The sequence below is a fragment of the Vibrio sp. 99K-1 genome, assembly GCF_013114585.1.
GTDB classification, from domain to species: domain Bacteria; phylum Pseudomonadota; class Gammaproteobacteria; order Enterobacterales; family Vibrionaceae; genus Vibrio; species Vibrio chagasii_B.
Genome location: NZ_VTXF01000018.1, coordinates 76,279 through 95,494, shown reverse-complemented (window position 1 = coordinate 95,494; position 19,216 = coordinate 76,279). Strand labels below are relative to the sequence as shown.

Annotated in this window: 14 protein-coding genes and 7 tRNA genes; 2 read left to right on the top strand and 19 right to left on the bottom strand. The window is 45.4% G+C overall.

Features of this window, described 5'->3' with window-relative positions; genetic code table 11:
* Positions 1–99 precede the first annotated feature (99 nt).
* Together F0228_RS15495 and F0228_RS15490 are read left to right on the top strand one after the other, a co-directional pair.
* The gene (locus tag F0228_RS15495; protein ID WP_004738143.1) at positions 100–894 is read left to right on the top strand and encodes an inner membrane protein YpjD; all 795 of its coding nucleotides are present in this window, start codon (positions 100–102) and stop codon (positions 892–894) included.
* 127 nt (positions 895–1,021) lie between these two features.
* On the top strand, positions 1,022–2,293 hold the full coding sequence (locus F0228_RS15490) for a CNNM domain-containing protein (RefSeq protein WP_061032465.1): 1,272 nt from the start codon (positions 1,022–1,024) through the stop codon (positions 2,291–2,293).
* A 109-nt stretch (positions 2,294–2,402) separates the two neighbouring features.
* Here F0228_RS15490 and luxS read toward each other — a convergent pair whose 3' ends face one another.
* The 19 genes from luxS to alaS all read right to left on the bottom strand — a co-directional run bounded on the left by luxS (position 2,403) and on the right by alaS (position 19,088).
* Complete coding sequence (luxS, locus tag F0228_RS15485) at positions 2,403–2,921, bottom strand: S-ribosylhomocysteine lyase (RefSeq protein ID WP_061032464.1); 519 nt, start codon at positions 2,919–2,921, stop codon at positions 2,403–2,405.
* A 24-nt stretch (positions 2,922–2,945) separates the two neighbouring features.
* The gene (locus F0228_RS15480; RefSeq protein WP_061032463.1) at positions 2,946–3,596 is read right to left on the bottom strand and encodes a hypothetical protein; all 651 of its coding nucleotides are present in this window, start codon (positions 3,594–3,596) and stop codon (positions 2,946–2,948) included.
* Positions 3,597–3,606: 10 nt separating this feature from the next.
* Positions 3,607–5,175, bottom strand: a complete 1,569-nt coding sequence (gshA, locus tag F0228_RS15475) for a glutamate--cysteine ligase (protein ID WP_061032462.1) — start codon at positions 5,173–5,175, stop codon at positions 3,607–3,609.
* 99 nt (positions 5,176–5,274) lie between these two features.
* On the bottom strand, positions 5,275–8,133 hold the full coding sequence (locus F0228_RS15470) for a pitrilysin family protein (RefSeq protein ID WP_171731673.1): 2,859 nt from the start codon (positions 8,131–8,133) through the stop codon (positions 5,275–5,277).
* A 9-nt stretch (positions 8,134–8,142) separates the two neighbouring features.
* The gene (locus tag F0228_RS15465) at positions 8,143–8,604 is read right to left on the bottom strand and encodes a YqaA family protein (RefSeq protein ID WP_004741880.1); all 462 of its coding nucleotides are present in this window, start codon (positions 8,602–8,604) and stop codon (positions 8,143–8,145) included.
* 6 nt (positions 8,605–8,610) lie between these two features.
* Positions 8,611–9,564 carry an NADP-dependent oxidoreductase gene (locus F0228_RS15460; protein WP_171731674.1) on the bottom strand — a complete coding sequence of 318 codons (954 nt, stop codon included), beginning with the start codon at positions 9,562–9,564 and terminating at the stop codon, positions 8,611–8,613.
* 153 nt (positions 9,565–9,717) lie between these two features.
* Positions 9,718–10,848, bottom strand: coding sequence for a sodium ion-translocating decarboxylase subunit beta (locus tag F0228_RS15455; RefSeq protein ID WP_004741882.1), 1,131 nt, complete (start codon positions 10,846–10,848; stop codon positions 9,718–9,720).
* A 9-nt stretch (positions 10,849–10,857) separates the two neighbouring features.
* Positions 10,858–12,645 carry a sodium-extruding oxaloacetate decarboxylase subunit alpha gene (gene oadA, locus F0228_RS15450; RefSeq protein WP_171731675.1) on the bottom strand — a complete coding sequence of 596 codons (1,788 nt, stop codon included), beginning with the start codon at positions 12,643–12,645 and terminating at the stop codon, positions 10,858–10,860.
* A gap of 31 nt (positions 12,646–12,676) precedes the next feature.
* Entirely contained in the window at positions 12,677–12,934 is a 258-nt protein-coding gene (locus F0228_RS15445; protein WP_004741884.1) for an oxaloacetate decarboxylase subunit gamma, read from the bottom strand.
* A gap of 375 nt (positions 12,935–13,309) precedes the next feature.
* A tRNA-Arg gene (locus tag F0228_RS15440) sits at positions 13,310–13,386 on the bottom strand.
* A gap of 80 nt (positions 13,387–13,466) precedes the next feature.
* A tRNA-Arg gene (locus F0228_RS15435) sits at positions 13,467–13,543 on the bottom strand.
* A 57-nt stretch (positions 13,544–13,600) separates the two neighbouring features.
* Positions 13,601–13,677: transfer RNA gene (locus tag F0228_RS15430), tRNA-Arg, on the bottom strand.
* 144 nt (positions 13,678–13,821) lie between these two features.
* A tRNA-Arg gene (locus F0228_RS15425) sits at positions 13,822–13,898 on the bottom strand.
* An 89-nt stretch (positions 13,899–13,987) separates the two neighbouring features.
* Positions 13,988–14,080, bottom strand: a tRNA-Ser gene (locus F0228_RS15420).
* Positions 14,081–14,124: 44 nt separating this feature from the next.
* Positions 14,125–14,201, bottom strand: a tRNA-Arg gene (locus tag F0228_RS15415).
* A gap of 43 nt (positions 14,202–14,244) precedes the next feature.
* A tRNA-Ser gene (locus F0228_RS15410) sits at positions 14,245–14,337 on the bottom strand.
* Positions 14,338–14,813: 476 nt separating this feature from the next.
* Positions 14,814–15,011, bottom strand: a complete 198-nt coding sequence (gene csrA / locus F0228_RS15405; protein WP_004415691.1) for a carbon storage regulator CsrA — start codon at positions 15,009–15,011, stop codon at positions 14,814–14,816.
* A gap of 92 nt (positions 15,012–15,103) precedes the next feature.
* Positions 15,104–16,285 carry an aspartate kinase gene (locus F0228_RS15400; RefSeq protein WP_081090329.1) on the bottom strand — a complete coding sequence of 394 codons (1,182 nt, stop codon included), beginning with the start codon at positions 16,283–16,285 and terminating at the stop codon, positions 15,104–15,106.
* 220 nt (positions 16,286–16,505) lie between these two features.
* Positions 16,506–19,088 carry an alanine--tRNA ligase gene (gene alaS / locus F0228_RS15395; RefSeq protein ID WP_102423637.1) on the bottom strand — a complete coding sequence of 861 codons (2,583 nt, stop codon included), beginning with the start codon at positions 19,086–19,088 and terminating at the stop codon, positions 16,506–16,508.
* Positions 19,089–19,216 lie beyond the last annotated feature (128 nt).

Sequence of the window (19,216 nt, the reverse complement as noted above, 5' to 3'; positions counted from 1 at the left end):
GTGAGACGGTGTTCACTTGGAATTGAGTGAGGTTCACCATAGCCCCAAAGAGCGATGCAAGGTATAATTCGCCAATTAGTAATCATTTTAATGGATACCATGGACAGTCTTATTGCGATCGCAGCAGCCTTTCTTTATACAATGGCGATTTCCACGATCATTCCAGGTCTCGTGCACCAAACAGGAATCCGTGTAAAAACGGTGTTTATCAGCGCATTACTTGCTCTAGCTTTCCATGCTTGGTTGCTTGGCGATTTAATCTTTAATGCCAGTGGTCAAAACCTCAGTATCTTAAACGTTGCTTCACTGATCAGTTTAATCATTTCTCTAGTGATGAGCGGTGCTATGCTCAAAACCAGACTGTGGTTCATTCTTCCTGTGGTTTATAGCTTCGCAGCACTGAACTTGATGGCGGCAACTTTTCTTCCAAGTACCTTCATCAAACATTTAGAGAATGACCCAAAACTGCTGATGCACATCTCTTTGGCGCTGTTCTCTTACGCGACACTGACTATCGGAGCGCTATACGCACTACAGCTTGCGTGGCTAGATCACAAACTTAAAAAGAAGAAAGCACTGGTTATCAACCCTAACCTACCTCCATTAATGATGGTTGAAAGACAACTTTTCAAGATCATCCTAATTGGTAATGGCTTATTAACGGGTACCTTACTGACTGGTTTCATCTTCGTACAAGACATGTTTGCTCAAGGTAAAGCACACAAAGCCGTATTGTCTTTTATTGCTTGGGTTATCTACTCCATTCTTCTGTGGGGCCATTACCAAAAAGGCTGGCGTGGACAAAAGGTGACTTGGTTCGCCCTTGCTGGTGCCAGCATGCTCACATTAGCCTACTTCGGTAGTCGCTTCGTTCAGGAAATCATCCTGAGATAACACCCAAATTAAAGGCAAGGTCACGCATACCTTGCCTTTAAAATATTGAGTCAGATAGATTCAATTGACATCTCGACCATGTTCGGTCATAAATTAATCAAGATACACAAATAGGAAAAGAATAGTTTTGGACGACATATCAACGGGTATCTTATTTGCGCTACTCGCGTGTCTCATTGTAATTTCTGGTTATTTCTCTGGTTCCGAAACGGGCATGATGTCCTTGAACCGCTACCGTTTAAAGCACTTGGCCAATACGGGTCATAAAGGTGCAAAGCGCGTTGAAAAACTTCTGAACCGCCCCGACAGGTTGATAGGCCTCATTCTCATCGGTAACAACCTTGTCAACATTCTCGCTTCTGCGATCGCAACCATTCTTGGTATGCGTATCTACGGGGACATCGGTGTGGCTGTCGCAACCGGTACCCTGACTCTCGTGATCCTCGTATTCGCTGAGGTCACACCAAAAACCATCGCTTCTCTGTTTCCTGAACGTGTCTCCTACGCCAGCAGTATCTTGTTAATGATTCTGATGAAGGTGCTGTCACCACTGGTGATATTAGTGAACTTCATTACCAATGGCTTTATTCGTATTCTGGGTGTCAAAGCCAGTCACGACGCGACCGATCATTTGAGCTCTGAAGAGCTAAGAACCGTTGTAAATGAAGCGGGCAATCTGATACCTCAACGTCACCAAGATATGTTGGTGTCTATTCTAGATTTAGAGCACGTTACGGTGAACGACATCATGGTGCCTCGTAACGAGATTACCGGTATCGACATTAATGATGATTGGAAATCCATCGTTCGCCAGCTGACCCACTCCCCTCATGGCCGAGTTGTTCTTTATCGTGACCAAATTGATGAAGTAGTTGGCATGCTAAGGCTGCGCGAAGCGTATCGTTTGATGCTGGAAAAAAACGAATTCAACAAAGAGACTCTGCTGCGTGCCGCAGACGAAATCTACTTCATTCCTGAAGCAACCCCACTCAATATTCAGCTGCTAAAATTCCAACGCAACAAACAGCGCATCGGTCTAATCGTTGATGAGTACGGTGATATCAATGGCTTGGTGACATTAGAAGATATTCTAGAAGAAATTGTCGGTGAGTTTACCACTTCAATTGCGCCAAGTTTGTCTGATGAAATCACACCGCAGAGCGACGGCAGCTTCCTAATTGAAGGCAGTGCGAACATTCGTGATATCAACAAAGGCTTGCAGTGGGCTCTCCCAACCGATGGTCCTAGAACGTTAAATGGTTTGATACTTGAACATCTGGAAGACATTCCAGAGAGCCACCTAAGTGTTCAGGTTGCCAGTCATCCAATGGAGATTGTGGAGCTTGAAGAGAACCGCATCAAGCTAGTACGTGTCTTTCCACAAATCGCCAATGGATAACAGGTTCAAATAGTGCTCGCTATTGACCTGCTACATGAGAAAACAGAAAGGCCCGGTTCAATGAACCGGGCCTTTTCATATCTTACTCATCGAGAATCAACTCAAATGATTAATCGACTTTAAGCTCTTTAAGCATTGACTCTGGCAGTGCTAGTTCGTCGTTCTTATTTACTGAGATACCAGCAGCGATGATGGCATTCGCGATCTCTTTCGCTTCGTCTAAAGAGTGCATTGCTGCTGTACCACACTGGTATTCGTTCAGCTCAGGGATCTTATTCTGGCTCTCAACTTTCAGCACGTCTTGCATTGCCGCTAACCAAGCATCAGCAACTTGCTGCTCTGAAGGTGTACCAATCAGGCTCATGTAGAAACCTGTACGACAGCCCATAGGTGAAATATCGATGATCTCTACGTCTGCACCGTTCAGTTGAGCACGCATGAAGCCAGCGTATAGGTGCTCTAGAGTATGGATACCTTTCTCAGATAGGATATCTTTGTTTGGTGCCGTAAAACGCAGGTCAAATACCGTAATGGTATCCCCTTTTGGAGTTTGCATTGTTTTCGCAACACGAACTGCTGGAGCGTTCATACGAGTGTGATCTACAGTAAAACTATCTAATAAAGGCATTGCTATTCTCCGTGACGGTTGGCTTTAGAAAAACCAACTTCGATTGTCTTCTAGTTCTTTGCGGCACTGTTTCAGTTGCCAGCCATAATCTTTTGCTTGCTGTTCGACTTTACGAGCCACCTTAATTAAAGATGGTTTGCTGTTATACGACTTACGTTTATAACCACCGCGGCCTTCATGGTAAGCCAAGTACTGGTTGTACGGGTCCCATAGCGAGATACCGAGTTGACGACGCGTTTCGCTGGTGTACCAACCTATAAACATCAGCGCATCATCAAAATTGGTTCTTGAACCACCATTGTTGGTCGCTTTTTGGAAATCTTCCCAAGCTGGGTCCTGAGCTTGAGCATAGCCATAAGCGCTGCTTACACGTCCCCAAGGAATAAACCCAAGGATGTAGTCTTTTGGTGGGCGCGCATCATGACGGAAGCTACTCTCTTGTTTTACAAAAGCCATCGCTACGTTGATGGGAGTACCCCACTCTTCTTGCATATCTAAGGCATCTTCATACCACGATGGATGCTCTCTGAAGATACTACATAGGTTGTCTTGCTGTTTCGGCGGTGGTGTTGCACAACCAACCAAAAGGCTAGAGACAACACCGACAGTGACTACAGGTAACCATTTACTACTCGCACGAGTAGGCTTACCTAATAAGGTTTGCTTCCTTTCCACCAACGTCTCGCTATGCTTTTAAATACGAAAAATAATCCGCTAAGAAGCTATCAAAATCTTGAGTGCTCGCTTCTTCACTTTGTTGCTGAGCTACCACAGAGCGTTGAACCTCTGCTTCCATCAGCTCAGCTGAATATACTTTGTATTGATGTGCTTTGTGCTGTTGAGCGTACGTTTTGCCTAGCGCACAGCCAACTTTACCTAAACCACCTAACTTCTTAGTCTCTTCTAGCAATTGGCCAGAAATGGTTAGCTCTGGGTTATCAATCCAAGCTTCAAGCGTATCGCAGGTTTCTTGGTAAGCTCGGCCGCCTTGTTCAGCATCCATCATCTCAGCAATTGAGCGTAGGTCTTTGAAAACGCGCTTAGCCCAATCTTGAAGAGACAATCGCTCACCGTGACAACCAATTTGCAGTTCTAGACCAACTTGACGACCTTCCAAGATCACCTTGTTCCAGTTATCACGCCAGCATTCAAGCTCACAGTTATCCATTTCAGCAGAGTCAGTTAGCACACTCCACGTTAGGAATAGATCTAAGAAGCGAACTTGCTGCTCAGTGATACCAATTGAGCTGAATGGGTTTACGTCTAGAGAGCGAACCTCGATGTACTCAACACCGCCACGAGCCAGTGCTTCAGACGGTTTCTCACCACTCTTCGCCACACGCTTAGGACGAATAGGTGCGTAAAGCTCATTCTCAATTTGCAATACGTTGCTATTAAGCTGACGGTATTCGCCATCAACCTTAACACCAATCTCTGCAAACTCTTCAGATGGCGTGCGAATCGCTTGGTTTAATCCTTCAAGGTACTGACCTAGGCTGTTAAAGCCTATCTTCAATACGCTTTGTGCGCTGTTAGTGTAACCAAGATCACTCAGACGCAGCGCCGTTGCTTTTGGTAAATACAGTGTCTCGCCAACCTTTTCAAAAGGTAGGTTGGTTTCTCTTCCTTTGATGAAAGAAGAACACAATGCTGGCGAAGCACCAAAGAAGTATGGGATTAACCAACCAAAGCGGTAGTAGTTACGGATCAAACCGAAATACGCATCTGACTTAGCTTCACAACGCGCCTCTTCTGTTTGCTCTCCAAATAGGCTATCCCAGAAGCTTTCAGGGAAAGAGAAATTGAAGTGCACACCAGAAATAATCTGCATCAAGCTACCGTAACGACGTTTCAAACCTTCTCGGTATAGCGTTTTCATTTTACCGTTATTAGACGTGCCGTATTGCGCGAGCTGAATGTAATCTTCGCTACCAACGTAACAAGGCATAGAGAGCGGCCACAGCTTTTCGCCGTCTAACTTGGTTTGTGTGAAATGATGAATATCAGACAACTGATTCAAAAGAGTAGGAACGTCATTTGAAACAGGCGTGATAAATTCCAGTAACGACTCAGAGAAATCGGTTGTTACCCACTCGTTCATCAACGCAGAACCTAAAGCCTTAGGGTGCGGCCCAGTAGCAAGGTGCCCATCTTCCGTGTAGCGTAATGTTTCCCTTTCAACACCACGACCAAATTGAGAGAAGGTCTTAGGGTTGGTTGCAACTTGCTTTAGTCGCGCAGCAAAATCAGTCAAAATTCAGTTCACTTATCTTATATCGTTCTGATTAGAACTATCATAAATTAGGTTGGAGGAGAAAAGTAGAGTCTCTTCCCTCCCCCTTTAATGTGTACTCTAACGAATGATTTCAAGCTCTTCTATTGGAATATCTAACTTTTCTAATTGCGGGCGAAGCGAAGCCGCATCACCAACCACAATTATTTGATAATCATTCGGGTCAAACCATTTCTTAGATAGCTCGTTTAAGGTCTCTTTTGACACCGTTTCAACTATCTGATTACGCTGTTGTAGGTAATCTTCATCAAGGCTCAATGCAACAATATTACTCAACAACCCTGCTTTCTGACTTGGCGTTTCGTATTTGAGTGCATCTTGTTGACCGACGGCAAGGCGCATAAATTTCACCTCTTCGTCAGTTAATCCACTTTGGCTAAACTCATTCAGTTCATTAATAAACTCTTGAATCGATGCCACTGTCGCGTTAGCTCTTACCTGTGCGCTAAACACTACTGCGCCCGTTTCACGAGTACTGGCAAAGTAACCGCTCGCACCATAAGTGTATGCTTTGTCTTCACGTAGGTTCTGGTTGATGCGGCTATTAAAATTACCCGCTAGGTTAAAGTTAGCCAATTGGCTCTTATACAACTCACCCGTAGCATCAAAAGGCAGACCTTTGCGAACTAAACGAACGATACTTTGTGGTGCACCTGGCTTATCAACTAAATACAAACGCTGCTCAGTCAGGTCTTTGACAATCTGTGGGCGTGTTAGCGGTGCCGCCTCGCCTTGCCACTCCTCAAAGAATTGTAGCTGCTTTCCAACCTCTTTCTTCGAGATGTCCCCTACAATAACAATATTAGCTCCCTCTGGAGTATAGTGTTGACTGTAAAACTGTTTTACATCGTCCAGAGTTAACGATTCTAGCGAGTCTTTAGTACCATCACTTGCACGAGCAAAAATACTGTCGCCAAACAGCACTTCACGGGTTGCTTGAGATGCCATCCAACTTGGTTGTTGATGCTGATATACCACCCCTTCTAGCATCTGTTTCTTAACGCGTTCGAAGTCTTGATCATCGAACTTAGGCTCAAGCAAAACTTCTTGCACGATCGCTAAGGTTTGAGGCAGGTTTTTCTCTAGCGTAGAAATTGAAATATCTGTGGTGTAGCTACCAGCACTAATGCTCACGCTGCTCCCCAGCTTATCTAGAGTCGCCTGGAGCTCTTCAACCGTTCGCTTAGTGGAGCCTTCTTCCATCATAGCGGCAGTTAGGTTTGCTAGCCCCTCTTGTCCTTTACGAACATAACGCTCACCCGCAGGTAGTTGAATTTGCATTTGTACCGTTGGCGTTTCGCTGGTTTCAGTACCAATCAAATCAGTACCGTTTGCAAAGTGCATGCGATACAGCTCTGGCATTGTCGCTTCGACACCAAAGGTCACCTCAGGCATCACACTGCGATCAAAAGTGTCCGTTGCTCTTCTGAAGTTCAGTTGGTCTTCCGTTACTTTACTGTATTCAGGCAAAGTACGTGGTGGCGTGGTAAATGTTGCTTCTCGAACGGCTAAATCAAGCTGCTTTTTCGGAACCACACTCAAAGTCACCTTATGCTTGCCTTCGATGAAGTCTTGGTAGGCCTTGCTCACGCTTTCAGGTGTAACGGCACGGATTTGATCCAGTTGGGACTCAATGCGATCTGGCTGACCATAGAAAGTTTGGTTAGATGCCAATTGCGACACCTTACCTTTAACACTTTGCAGTGCAAAAACCGCATCCGCTTCGGCCATTCCGGTAATCTGATCTAGGCGTTCTTGTTGAATGCCCTCTTTCGAGAACTTATCTAAGGTATTCATTAACTCTTTGTTGAGAACGGTTAAGTCACCTTTTTTACCAGAATTACCCATCGCATAGACGTACATAGTACATGCCAACTCAGCACAATCGTGGAATGAGCCTGCACTCACGGCTTTTTGTGTCTTCACTAAGTTTTGGTAAAGGTAACTGTTAGTACCGGAACCTAAAACGTTAGACAGTGCATTCAGTGAAGCTTGTGTCTCTTCGCCGCGATAAGTTGTCGGCCAACCGACCAATACCATTGGTTGGCGAATGTTATCTTCTAGAGTGATGTACTTGTCTTCCGTTAGCACAGCAGGCTGTTTCTCTGCAGCTTTAACTTCTGGGCCTTTTGGGATCGGGCCAAAGTATTTATTAACCCACTCAAGCGTATCGTCGACATCGATATCACCACCGATTGTCAGTACCGCATTATTTGGGCCGTACCAACGCAAGAAGAATGCCTTGAGATCATTCACATCCACTCGGTCAAGATCTTCGACATAGCCAATTGGTTGCCATGAATATGGGTGCCCTTCAGGGTAAAGCGCTTCACCCATGCGCTCCCACATCAAACCATAAGGGCGATTTTCATAGCTTTGAGCTCGTTCATTTTTAACCGTACCTCGCTGAACCTCGAATTTCCGCTGAGAAACCGCATCAAGTAAGAAGCCCATTCGGTCTGACTCTAACCACAACATTTTTTCAAGTTGATTAGATGGGACGGTTTCAAAGTAATTAGTGCGGTCACGATTAGTGGTGCCGTTTAACGAACCACCGGCCTCAGTAATGATCTTGAAGTGCTGCTGGTCACCAACGTTCTCAGAGCCTTGGAACATCATATGCTCGAAGAAGTGCGCAAAACCAGACTTGCCTATCTCTTCACGTGCAGAGCCGACATGATAGGTAACATCCACGTGTACAAGTGGATCGGAATCATCGGGAGAAAGGATAACGGTGAGTCCATTATCTAATTGATACTTAGCATAAGGAATCACCACTTTATCTTTAGAGGGCTTAACCTCTTCTAAAAGAGTGACACCTTCTGGTAATGAGGAAAAGAAGGATGTTGAGCTAGGTACATTGTAAGAACAGCCGGCAATGGCGATAAGAGAAAATGTACCAAGTAAAACCTTTTTCATAGGTTCTCCTTAGAAAAAACCGAAGTAGATAGCAGCAAGTAAGCTATAGCGAGCAGCTTTGCCAATCGCAATCAAGATAACGCTAGGGATGAATTTCATTCTCAGCCAGCCAGCGGCTAGACACAAAGGGTCACCGATAACGGGCAACCAACTGAAGAGTAAAGTCCAATAACCATAACGGCTTAGCCAAGCCATAGCCTTATGACCATGCTTTTCTGATTGAGTTCGATTAGGCAACCACAAACCAATCCAATAGTTAGTAAGGCCACCTAACGTATTGCCGAGTGTCGCTATCAGAATGATCGACGATGTTGAGAATTGATCTAAGCTCAATGCCGCGACAAGGCTCGCTTCAGAGCCTCCGGGCAACAAGGTGGCACTCAAGAAGCCACTGATAAATAAGACCCATAGCGCTGAATCAGAGAACCAAAGCGCTATGTTTTCGAAAAGAGAATTAAAGAACTCTAGCACTGCATATTAACCTTCTTGCATCTTAAGCAGTATCTTGCCTCTGGTGTGTCCGGTTTCTACCTGCAGATGAGCCGACTGTGCCTCTTCCAGCGGGTAAATACCTTGAATTTCTGTTTTTAGCAATCCAACACTCACCATATAAAGCATGGTATCCATTTGCTCTGGGTTAGGTTCCACCAACATACCTGATGCTGTGAAACCTAAAAGTTTTGCCTTCTCGCAGATTAACTCTGCCGATAGGGTCGGAACGGTAACCACTCTTGCGCCATCTTTCAGGCACTTCAACGCATCAAGCGCCGTATCGCCACCTACCAAATCAATCAGCACGTCGACATCCGACACTCGTTCAGACGCTGGAGCAAATTTATAGTTAATAGCATGGGCACCTAGCGTTGCTAGGTAATCAAGATTTGCTTCGCTACAAGTGGTGTAAACCTCAGCTTTTGCTGCAACGGCAATTTGAACGGCAATGTGTCCAACACCACCCGCACCCGCTAAAATGAGTACGCGATCGCCCTCTTTCACTTCCGCTTTATTGAGCGCTTGTGCCGCCGTTTGACTCGCCAGAGGGAGAGCGGCTGCCGCTTCTAATGTTACAGAGTTAGGAATGATGCTCAGTGCAGTTTCAGGTACACACACATATTGGCTGTAACCACCGCCTTGCAATGGGAAGCCGATAAAGCCCGCCACATTATCACCAACAGTAAAACGCTCAGCCTGTTCGCCTAACGTAACCACTTGCCCCGCGATATCGTAGCCTGGTACCCAAGGTAGGTTATCTTTGTTTTGTGCAGCCGCCCAACCTAGCCCTGCTCGAGTTTTAACATCTATCGGATTGACGCCGGAAAAAGAGACCTTAACCACCACTTCGCCAGCTTTAGGCTCTGGTATTGCACTGGTTTGAAGTACAAGGTTTTCCACCCCACCAAACTCGGTAATCGCTATCTGTCTATTTTCCATTTAAACACGTCCCTAATTAGTTAAAACCTAACGAATAAAAGAAAGGGATGCACAAGCATCCCTTCGACTATAAACCATTTAATAAGGCTAAGTTAACCGCTCATTCGTAAATTGACGACCAATTAACGTAACGATACATGACCTAGCTATCCACTAACCGACTAGCGCTAATAGAATACCGGCCGCAACCGCGCTACCTAATACACCTGCCACGTTCGGCCCCATTGCGTGCATCAACAAGAAGTTCTGAGGGTTAGCCTCAAGACCAACCTTGTTCACAACACGAGCTGCCATTGGAACCGCTGATACACCAGCAGCACCAATCAATGGGTTGATGTCCTCTTTCGAGAAACGGTTTAATAGCTTCGCCATCAACACACCGCCCGCAGTACCGATACTGAACGCCACCGCACCTAAGCCTAGAATACCTAACGTTTCTAAGTTCAAGAAGGTATCTGCTTGAAGCTTAGAACCTACACCCAAGCCAAGGAAGATAGTTACAACGTTGATCAGTTCGTTTTGTGCAGTCTTCGATAGACGGTCAACCACACCCGCTTCACGCATTAAGTTACCTAAACAGAACATACCAACCAGTGGTGTTGCTGAAGGTAGGAACAAGATCGTCATCAGTAACACTGCAAGTGGGAAAAGGATCTTCTCACCTTTGCTTACGTGACGAAGCTGAGCCATCTTAATTTTGCGCTCTTCTGGAGACGTTAACGCCTTCATGATTGGCGGCTGAATGATAGGAACTAAAGCCATGTAGCTGTATGCCGCTACAGCGATCGCACCTAGCAGATCAGGAGAGAGCTTACTCGCTAAGAAGATAGCCGTTGGGCCATCTGCACCACCGATGATTGCGATAGAAGAAGCATCTGCCATCGTAAATTCCATGCCTGGAATGTAGTTCAGCAAGATCGCACCAAACAGTGTTGCGAAAATACCGAACTGAGCAGCCGCACCTAACCACAAGGTTTTAGGGTTAGCAATCAACGCACCGAAGTCCGTCATCGCGCCCACGCCCATAAAGATCAGCAGTGGGAAAATACCCGTTTCAATACCAATGTAGTAAACGTAGTAAAGCAAACCACCTGGATCAGTAAATCCAGCATTTGGAATATTGGCTAATACAGCACCAAAACCAATCGGCAACAACAGTAAAGGTTCAAATCCTTTGCGGATTGCCAAAAACAACAGCAAGCAACCGACCAGCATCATACAGATCTGGCCGAACTCGAAGTTAGCAATCCCTGTTTCAGACCATAAGGTCATCAATCCTTCCATGGTACTCCCTTACGCTAGGCTTAGTAGTGGAGCGCCTACAGTAACTGCATCGCCTTCTTTAACATTCAGTTCTTGAACGATACCACCACGAGCAGCACGAACTTCCGTTTCCATCTTCATCGCTTCAAGAATAAGCAGAACGTCGCCTTCAGCGACTTCAACGCCCGCCTGAACGTTAACTTTAAAGATGTTACCCGCTAATGGAGCTGGTACCGCTTCCGCGTCAGATGCCGCTACCGGTGCAGCTTGTACCGCTTGAGCTGGTTTTGCTGATGGTGCTACTGACGTCAGCTCACCTTGTGGGCCAACTTCTACATCATAAACCTGACCATCCACTTTCACGCTGTAGCTCTCGATACCACCAGATACAGGAGCTGGTGCCGCTGCTGCCACAGGAGCCGCAGCTTCTGCCGTTGGCGCAGGTTCGAATGCTTCTGGGTTACGACGGTTCTTAAGGAACTTAAGACCCACTTGTGGGAACAGTGCATAAGTCAGTACATCATCTACCGTATCTTCCGCTAGAGAAATACCTTCTGCTTTTGCTTTTTCTAGCAAATCAGTCGTTAGCTCATCCATTTCAGATTTCAGCAGATCTGCTGGGCGACAAGTGATCGCTTCAGCACCATCCAATACTTTAGCTTGCAGTTCTGCATCCACTTCAGCTGGAGCTTGACCGTATTCGCCTTTCAATAAACCCGCTGTTTCTTTAGTGATGCTCTTGTAGCGCTCACCCGTCAGTACGTTAATAACCGCTTGAGTACCGACAATTTGAGAGGTTGGCGTTACCAAAGGAATGTAGCCAAGCTCTTTACGTACGCGTGGGATCTCTTCAAGCACCTCATCCATACGATCGGCAGCGCCTTGCTCTTTCAACTGACCTTCCATGTTAGTCAACATGCCACCAGGAACCTGAGCGATCAAGATACGAGAATCAACGCCTTTCAGCTGGCCTTCCCATTTCGCGTACTTTTTACGAACATCACGGAAGTAAGAAGCGATTGGCTCAATCTGATCCAGCTTAAGATTCGTATCGCGCTCTGTACCCTCTAACATCGCCACAACCGTTTCAGTTGGTGTGTGACCGTAAGTACAGCTCATTGAAGAGATAGCCGTGTCTAGAATATCGATCCCCGCCTCAACGGCTTTAACCGCTGTTGCAGTCGATAGACCGGTTGTTGCGTGGCTATGCAGCGCTAGAGGAACATCACACGATGCTTTGATGCGTGTAATTAACTCTTCTGCTTCATAAGGCTTTAATAAACCTGACATATCTTTGATACATAGTGAATGACAACCTAGGTCCTCTAGACGCTTAGCCAGATCAACCCAAGTATCAGAGTTGTGAACCGGACTGGTTGTGTAAGACAAGGTACCTTGAGCGTGGCCGCCAACATCAATCGTTGCTTTCACCGCTTTCTCAAAGTTACGTACGTCATTCATCGCATCAAAAATACGGAATACGTCCATGCCGTTCTTATGGGCACGTTCAACAAATTTTTCTACTACATCATCCGCGTAGTGACGGTAACCCAACAGGTTTTGACCACGCAGTAGCATCTGCATTGGTGTGTTTGGCATCGCTTTTTTCAATTCACGCAATCGCTCCCATGGATCCTCTCCAAGAAAACGAATACACGAATCAAACGTCGCGCCGCCCCAAGTCTCTAAAGACCAGTAACCGACTTTATCCAGTTCTGCTGCAATTGGCAGCATATCTTCGATACGCATACGAGTAGCAAATAGTGACTGGTGCGCGTCACGAAGTACCACATCTGTGATAGCTAGTGGTTTAGACATGCTCATAAACTCCTTTTTAATCCTTTAAATGCTACTTAGCAGTCGACGCACGGTATTGATGAACCGCGGCCGAAATTGCTGCCACTACCTGTGGACTAACAGCTGAAGGGTTTGATTGTGATTTTTGAATTTTTTTAGGTGCTGCGATCGGCTCTGGTACTTCTTCTGGTACCAGTTTTGACATCAACCGAACGAGGTAAACTAGAATAGTTAGGAAAATAAAGACAACGGACATCCCCGTTATCATCAGAGTCGCCGCATCTCCTAGCAGGCTTCCAATATTAGTCATGTTGCTTCCTTTCTTCGTCATCCTGACATATGTACAGGATTTCAGCGAATAGTGATCCCGACCCTTGGATTATCTCGATTGGTAAAACTTTGTCAATTTTGTTTAAGGTTCTGTTACGGATAACGCACACATTAGGTTAATTATTCGCCTGCCAGATCACATAAATCTGTCAAATATGTAATTTTCAGAGAATTAAACTGTGACTTAAATGGAGCTTTTTTAAGAAATGATATGAGAAAGGTGGAATAACAAGGAAGTATTCGATAACCACTTAAAATACAACAAGTTAAATGTTAAGTAATTTTAACATTTGATCAACATTTATGTATCAGACATAAAAAAAGCCTCGTAAAAACGAGGCTTTTTTTAATAATGTGGCGCGCTCTGGAGGATTCGAACCTCCGACCGCCTGGTTCGTAGCCAGGTACTCTATCCAGCTGAGCTAAGAGCGCACGGTTTTAATATCAATTCATTGTTACTAACAACAGATCAATATAAGGATTTCATTCTTATAGAAAGAAGCCCTAAATAGTGGCGCGTCCTGGAGGATTCGAACCTCCGACCGCCTGGTTCGTAGCCAGGTACTCTATCCAGCTGAGCTAAGGACGCACGGTTTTCGATATCAGTATTCCCAATATCAGGAGTTCACAAGGAAACCCTAAATAGTGGCGCGTCCTGGAGGATTCGAACCTCCGACCGCCTGGTTCGTAGCCAGGTACTCTATCCAGCTGAGCTAAGGACGCGCAGTTTTCGATATCGGTATTCCCAATATCAGACCTCCGACCGCCTGGTTCGTAGCCAGGTACTCTATCCAGCTGAGCTAAGAGCGCACGGTTTTCGATATCAGTATTCCCAATATCAGGAGTTCACAAGGAAACCCTAAAGAGTGGCGCGTCCTGGAGGATTCGAACCTCCGACCGCCTGGTTCGTAGCCAGGTACTCTATCCAGCTGAGCTAAGGACGCACGGTGTTCATTCATTAAGAATGAAGTTGTGAAATATATCACATTCTTCTTGCTACGAAGAAAAAAAAAGGCCATCGGCCTGTAATGAATGGCGGTGAGGGAGGGATTCGAACCCTCGATGCAGCTACAAACCACATACTCCCTTAGCAGGGGAGCGCCTTCGGCCACTCGGCCACCTCACCTAATTCATTATTCTCACATCACTTACAAGTAAGAGAAGAGAGAATGGCGCGTCCTGGAGGATTCGAACCTCCGACCGCCTGGTTCGTAGCCAGGTACTCTATCCAGCTGAGCTAAGGACGCACATTTACATTGTCTAAGTTGCTAACTTTAGACTCGCAAGAAATGGCGGTGAGGGAGGGATTCGAACCCTCGATGCAGCTACAAACCACATACTCCCTTAGCAGGGGAGCGCCTTCGGCCTCTCGGCCACCTCACCGTCTTGCGGAGGCACATATTACGTTTTACCGAAAATATGTCAAACACTTTATTGAAAAAAATTGGACAAAAACACTCAACCGTTTGCTATTTAATCAAAGCGCTTGCAATTTGAACTTATAACATCAAAAGCGCGCTTTTTCCCTTAAAAATTAAGGCGAAAGATTGGCAATAATAAACCGCTAAAAACAATTATCTGATTTCTCCAGCAGCAAGTGCTACCGCTGGATGAACAATACTACGGGATGCGTATTTGCGCTATAGGGGAAGCCAATAAATCTTGAAGTGTGGCAAAGAAATTTCACCGTCCGCTATCACACCCAGCAATTACCAATAGCACCTAACTTGGTGAAGTATTCATTCTGCAAAATCAAAACAAATACGTTATCCGATGAACCAATGTTTCGACGTCGAATTATCATTCCTCAAGATCAAAAAAGGCTAGCAGTAATGCTAGCCTCTTCTCTACGCAAAGTATTAGTAGTTGCCAGATGCAACGTTACCATTACCTTTTTCAGCTTGAATGCGCATGTAGATCTCTTCACGGTGAACAGATACTTCTTTAGGTGCGTTAACACCAATACGTACTTGGTTACCTTTAACACCTAGTACAGTAACTGTTACTTCATCACCAATCATCAGTGTTTCGCCAACGCGGCGAGTCAAAATTAGCATTCTTTGCTCCTTGAGTAATCTCTAAATTTATCTAGCTACGAGAGCATTATCCAACAAAAGTTATATTTTCGTAAACTATCGATTGAGTTTATTTAACCAAAATGCACTTCTTTTTGGGGATAACCCTGCTTTTCACGCGCTACGATGTATGCATTATGTAATATGTTAGCAGCCGTATCGACTTGCGTTGGTGATATCACCAAAGTTAAAGACTGCTGCTGCAATAAGTGATGCTGTACATCAATTTCGCCTTCAGACAACAATCCATGTGAACTGACCACAATTTCTTGTGTTCGGCTTCCTACCACAGTTAACAAACTAACCTGTTCACTATTACGGATTTTCTCATCAAAAACTAGTTTTAATTTGGCACTTATGTCTTGTTTAATAATGAGTGCTGCCCGTTCTGTTCCCTCGATCACACTACAGACTTCAATTCCTAACAGTTGGCAATGCGATAAGAAAGAATCTAGGTCCTCATTCAAACACTCGATACGCACCATATCTCTTTGTATAGCGAGGCCAGAAATATCATTCAAACACTGGTCGCCAGCAATCAATGTACCCTCGCCTTCTTCAAAGCTTGAAAGTACTCGCAATGGCACATTGTGTTGCCACGCGTACTGCACGCACGGAAGGTGCAATACCTTAGCACCACGACGAGCCATCTCTTCCATCGATGGAAAGTCTAAGGTATCTAACTTCTTCGAATGTTTAACAACGCGAGGATCACACGAGTAAACGCCATCGACATCAGTATAGATCTGGCACTCTTTAGCTTGAAGGGCGCCAGCTAACGCAACCGCTGTGGTATCGGAACCACCACGGCCTAATGTCGTAATGTCGCCTTTAGCGTTCATACCTTGAAAGCCAGCCACAATCACAATCTGATTGTCGTCTAACAAGGTTTGAATAGGAGTAGTATCAATATGCTCGATCGTCGCATTGTTATGATTAGAATCGGTGTGAATCCCAGCTTGATAGCCCGTCATCGATGTCGCTTCATAACCTAACTTGTGCAGCGTCATCGCCAACAGTGCCATGGAAACTTGTTCTCCTGCAGTTAACAACACATCCAATTCTCTAGCATTTGGTACGCTATCGATTTGAGTGGCTAAGTTAACCAACCGATTCGTTTCACCTGACATAGCAGAGACCACAACCACAACCTGATTGCCTTCATTTTTCGCTTCAATGATTTTCTCTGCTACATGTTGGATTCGTTCTATTGAACCCACCGACGTTCCGCCAAACTTCTGCACGATAAGAGGCATTTTCACCCGTCCTCACCTTCCCAAGACCAATGTCTATATATGACAAAAAAACACACGCTCCGCGTCATGGCGAAGCAATAAAAAATTAACCAAGAAGTGTAACGCTGACATTAAACTTCTTAGTTAATCTCAATCAAACCTGGTTGAGACACTCTTCCAATAGGCAAAATAAAAGATGCCCAATCAACTGATTGGGCATCTTTGTGTCAATTACTTAAGCTTAAAGACGCTCTTCTAGCCAAGTACGTACAGATTTAAGCGCTTCAGGTAGTGCTTCAACGTCAGTACCGCCCGCTTGAGCCATATCTGGACGACCGCCACCTTTACCGCCAACTTGCTCAGCAACCATCTTAACTAGGTCACCAGCTTTTACTTTGCCGATAAGGTCTTTAGTTACACCTGCAATCAAGCCAACTTTACCGTCTGCTACGTTAGCGATCAGGATGATGCCGCTGCCCACTTGGTTTTTAGCGTTATCAACCATAGTACGTAGGTTCTTGTTGTCTGCACCTTCAATGGCAGCAACCAGTACCTTAGTACCAGAGATTTCTTCTACTTTGCCCATGATGTTTGCGCTTTCTGCTGCAGCCATCTTTTCTTTAAGCAGTTGGATTTCTTTCTCTAAAGATTTTGCTTTCTTAGCTGACTCAGCCAGTTTCTCTTCGTAAGCGTTAGCTTGAGCTTCTACTGCATCTAGTGCAGCTTCACCCGTTACCGCTTCAATACGACGAATACCCGCAGCAATACCACCTTCAGAAGTGATCTTGAATAGACCAATATCACCTGTGTTTGAAGCGTGAATACCACCACAAAGCTCAGTAGAGAAATCGCCCATAGACAGAACGCGAACTTCATCATCGTACTTCTCGCCAAACAGTGCCATTGCACCTTTTTCTTTCGCTGACTCGATGTCCATGATGTTGGTTTCAATTGCATGGTTCTTACGAACTTGTGCGTTAACCAAACGCTCTACTTCTTTAATCTGTGCCGGTGTTACCGCTTCAAGGTTAGAGAAATCAAAACGTAGGTTGTCTGGCTTAACCAAAGAACCTTTCTGAGCAACGTGCTCACCAAGCACTTCGCGCAGTGCAGCATGAAGTAAGTGAGTTGCAGAGTGGTTTAGTGAGATAGCAGCACGACGCTCAGCGTCTACGGTTGCTTCTACTTTATCGCCTTTAGCGAACACACCTTCAACTAGCTCACCATGGTGTGCAAATGCGTTACCTAGCTTTTGAGTATCTTCTACTTTGAAAAGACCTGAAGCTGTTTTCAGAGTACCTGTATCACCACATTGACCGCCTGATTCAGCATAGAATGGCGTCTCTTCAAGGATGATGATTGCTTTATCGCCCGCAGACAGAGAAGCAACCTCTTCGCCTTCAACGAACAGTGCAGAAATCTCACCAGCACCTTCTGTACCAGTGTAACCACAGAACTCAGTGTTGGTTTCAACTTTGATCGTCGCGTTGTAGTCAGTACCGAATTGGCCTGCTTCACGTGCACGCTGACGCTGAACTTCCATCGCCTTCTCGAAGCCTGCTTCATCAATAGTGAAGTCACGCTCACGAGCAACATCGTTAGTTAAGTCAGCTGGGAATCCGTAGGTATCGTAAAGTTTGAATACTGTTTCACCGTCTAGCTCTTTGCCTTCAAGTGCGTCTAGTGCTTCGTTCAGGATAACCATGCCGCGCTCTAGCGTGCGACCAAAGTTTTCTTCTTCGATACGAAGTACTTTTTCAACCAGCTCTTGTTGCTTCTTAAGCTCTTCAGCTGCAGAACCCATCACTTCAGCCAGCACGCCCACAAGTTTGTGGAAGAATACACCTTGTGCACCAAGCTTGTTACCGTGACGAACTGCACGACGGATGATACGACGTAGAACGTAACCACGACCTTCGTTTGAAGGCATAACGCCATCAGCGATCAGGAATGAACAAGAGCGGATGTGGTCAGCAATAACGCGTAGTGACTGGTTCGATAGGTCTTCGTAACCGATCGTTTCAGCTGTTGCTTTGATTAGCTTTTGGAATACATCGATTTCGTAGTTAGAGTGTACGCCTTGCATGATTGCAGAGATACGCTCAATACCCATACCTGTATCAACAGCAGGCTTAGGTAGCGGTTCCATTGTGCCGTCTGCGTGACGGTTGAACTGCATGAATACGTTGTTCCAGATCTCGATGAAACGGTCACCATCTTCTTCAGGTGTACCTGGACGGCCGCCCCAAATGTGTTCACCGTGATCGTAGAAAATTTCAGTACATGGACCACAAGGACCTGTGTCACCCATTGTCCAGAAGTTATCAGACTCGAACTGTTTACCGCCTTCTTTGTCGCCGATACGAACGATACGGTCAGCAGGTACACCTACTTTTTTGTTCCAGATATCGAATGCTTCGTCATCTGTCTCGTATACCGTTACCAGTAGACGGTCTTTTGGCAGTTGAAGAGTTTCTGTTAGGAATTCCCAAGCAAACGCAATCGCGTCTTCTTTGAAGTAGTCACCAAAGCTGAAGTTACCTAGCATTTCAAAGAATGTGTGGTGACGAGCCGTGAAACCTACGTTTTCAAGGTCATTGTGTTTACCGCCAGCACGTACACAACGTTGAGCCGTAGTCGCTCGAGTGTAGGCACGCTTCTCGGCGCCTAAGAAACAATCTTTGAATTGGTTCATACCTGCGTTAGTGAATAGCAGGGTTGGATCGTTATGTGGAACTAACGATGAACTGTCTACGATTTGGTGTCCTTTGCTCTCAAAGAACTTAAGGAACGCGTTGCGAACCTCATCAGTGCTCATGTACATGCAGCTCTTCCTGAAAATAGTCGAGTTAGAATTTTGCCGTATTGTAGATCATGGTTAAGGCTTCGACTAGTTTTCTTGTAGAAAAGACGCCCTTGGATAGGATTTTAGTTGGAATTAGCGAAAATGAA

Coding starts and splice junctions, on each gene's coding strand:
- F0228_RS15400 (WP_081090329.1), bottom strand. CDS start 16,285: ATGCCTCTTATCGTGCAGAAGTTTGGCGGAACGTCGGTGGGTTCAATA.
- luxS (WP_061032464.1), bottom strand. CDS start 2,921: ATGCCTTTATTAGATAGTTTTACTGTAGATCACACTCGTATGAACGCT.
- F0228_RS15455 (WP_004741882.1), bottom strand. CDS start 10,848: ATGGAAGGATTGATGACCTTATGGTCTGAAACAGGGATTGCTAACTTC.
- F0228_RS15495 (WP_004738143.1), top strand. CDS start 100: ATGGACAGTCTTATTGCGATCGCAGCAGCCTTTCTTTATACAATGGCG.
- F0228_RS15460 (WP_171731674.1), bottom strand. CDS start 9,564: ATGGAAAATAGACAGATAGCGATTACCGAGTTTGGTGGGGTGGAAAAC.
- F0228_RS15445 (WP_004741884.1), bottom strand. CDS start 12,934: ATGACTAATATTGGAAGCCTGCTAGGAGATGCGGCGACTCTGATGATA.
- csrA (WP_004415691.1), bottom strand. CDS start 15,011: ATGCTAATTTTGACTCGCCGCGTTGGCGAAACACTGATGATTGGTGAT.
- F0228_RS15470 (WP_171731673.1), bottom strand. CDS start 8,133: ATGAAAAAGGTTTTACTTGGTACATTTTCTCTTATCGCCATTGCCGGC.
- alaS (WP_102423637.1), bottom strand. CDS start 19,088: ATGTACATGAGCACTGATGAGGTTCGCAACGCGTTCCTTAAGTTCTTT.
- oadA (WP_171731675.1), bottom strand. CDS start 12,645: ATGTCTAAACCACTAGCTATCACAGATGTGGTACTTCGTGACGCGCAC.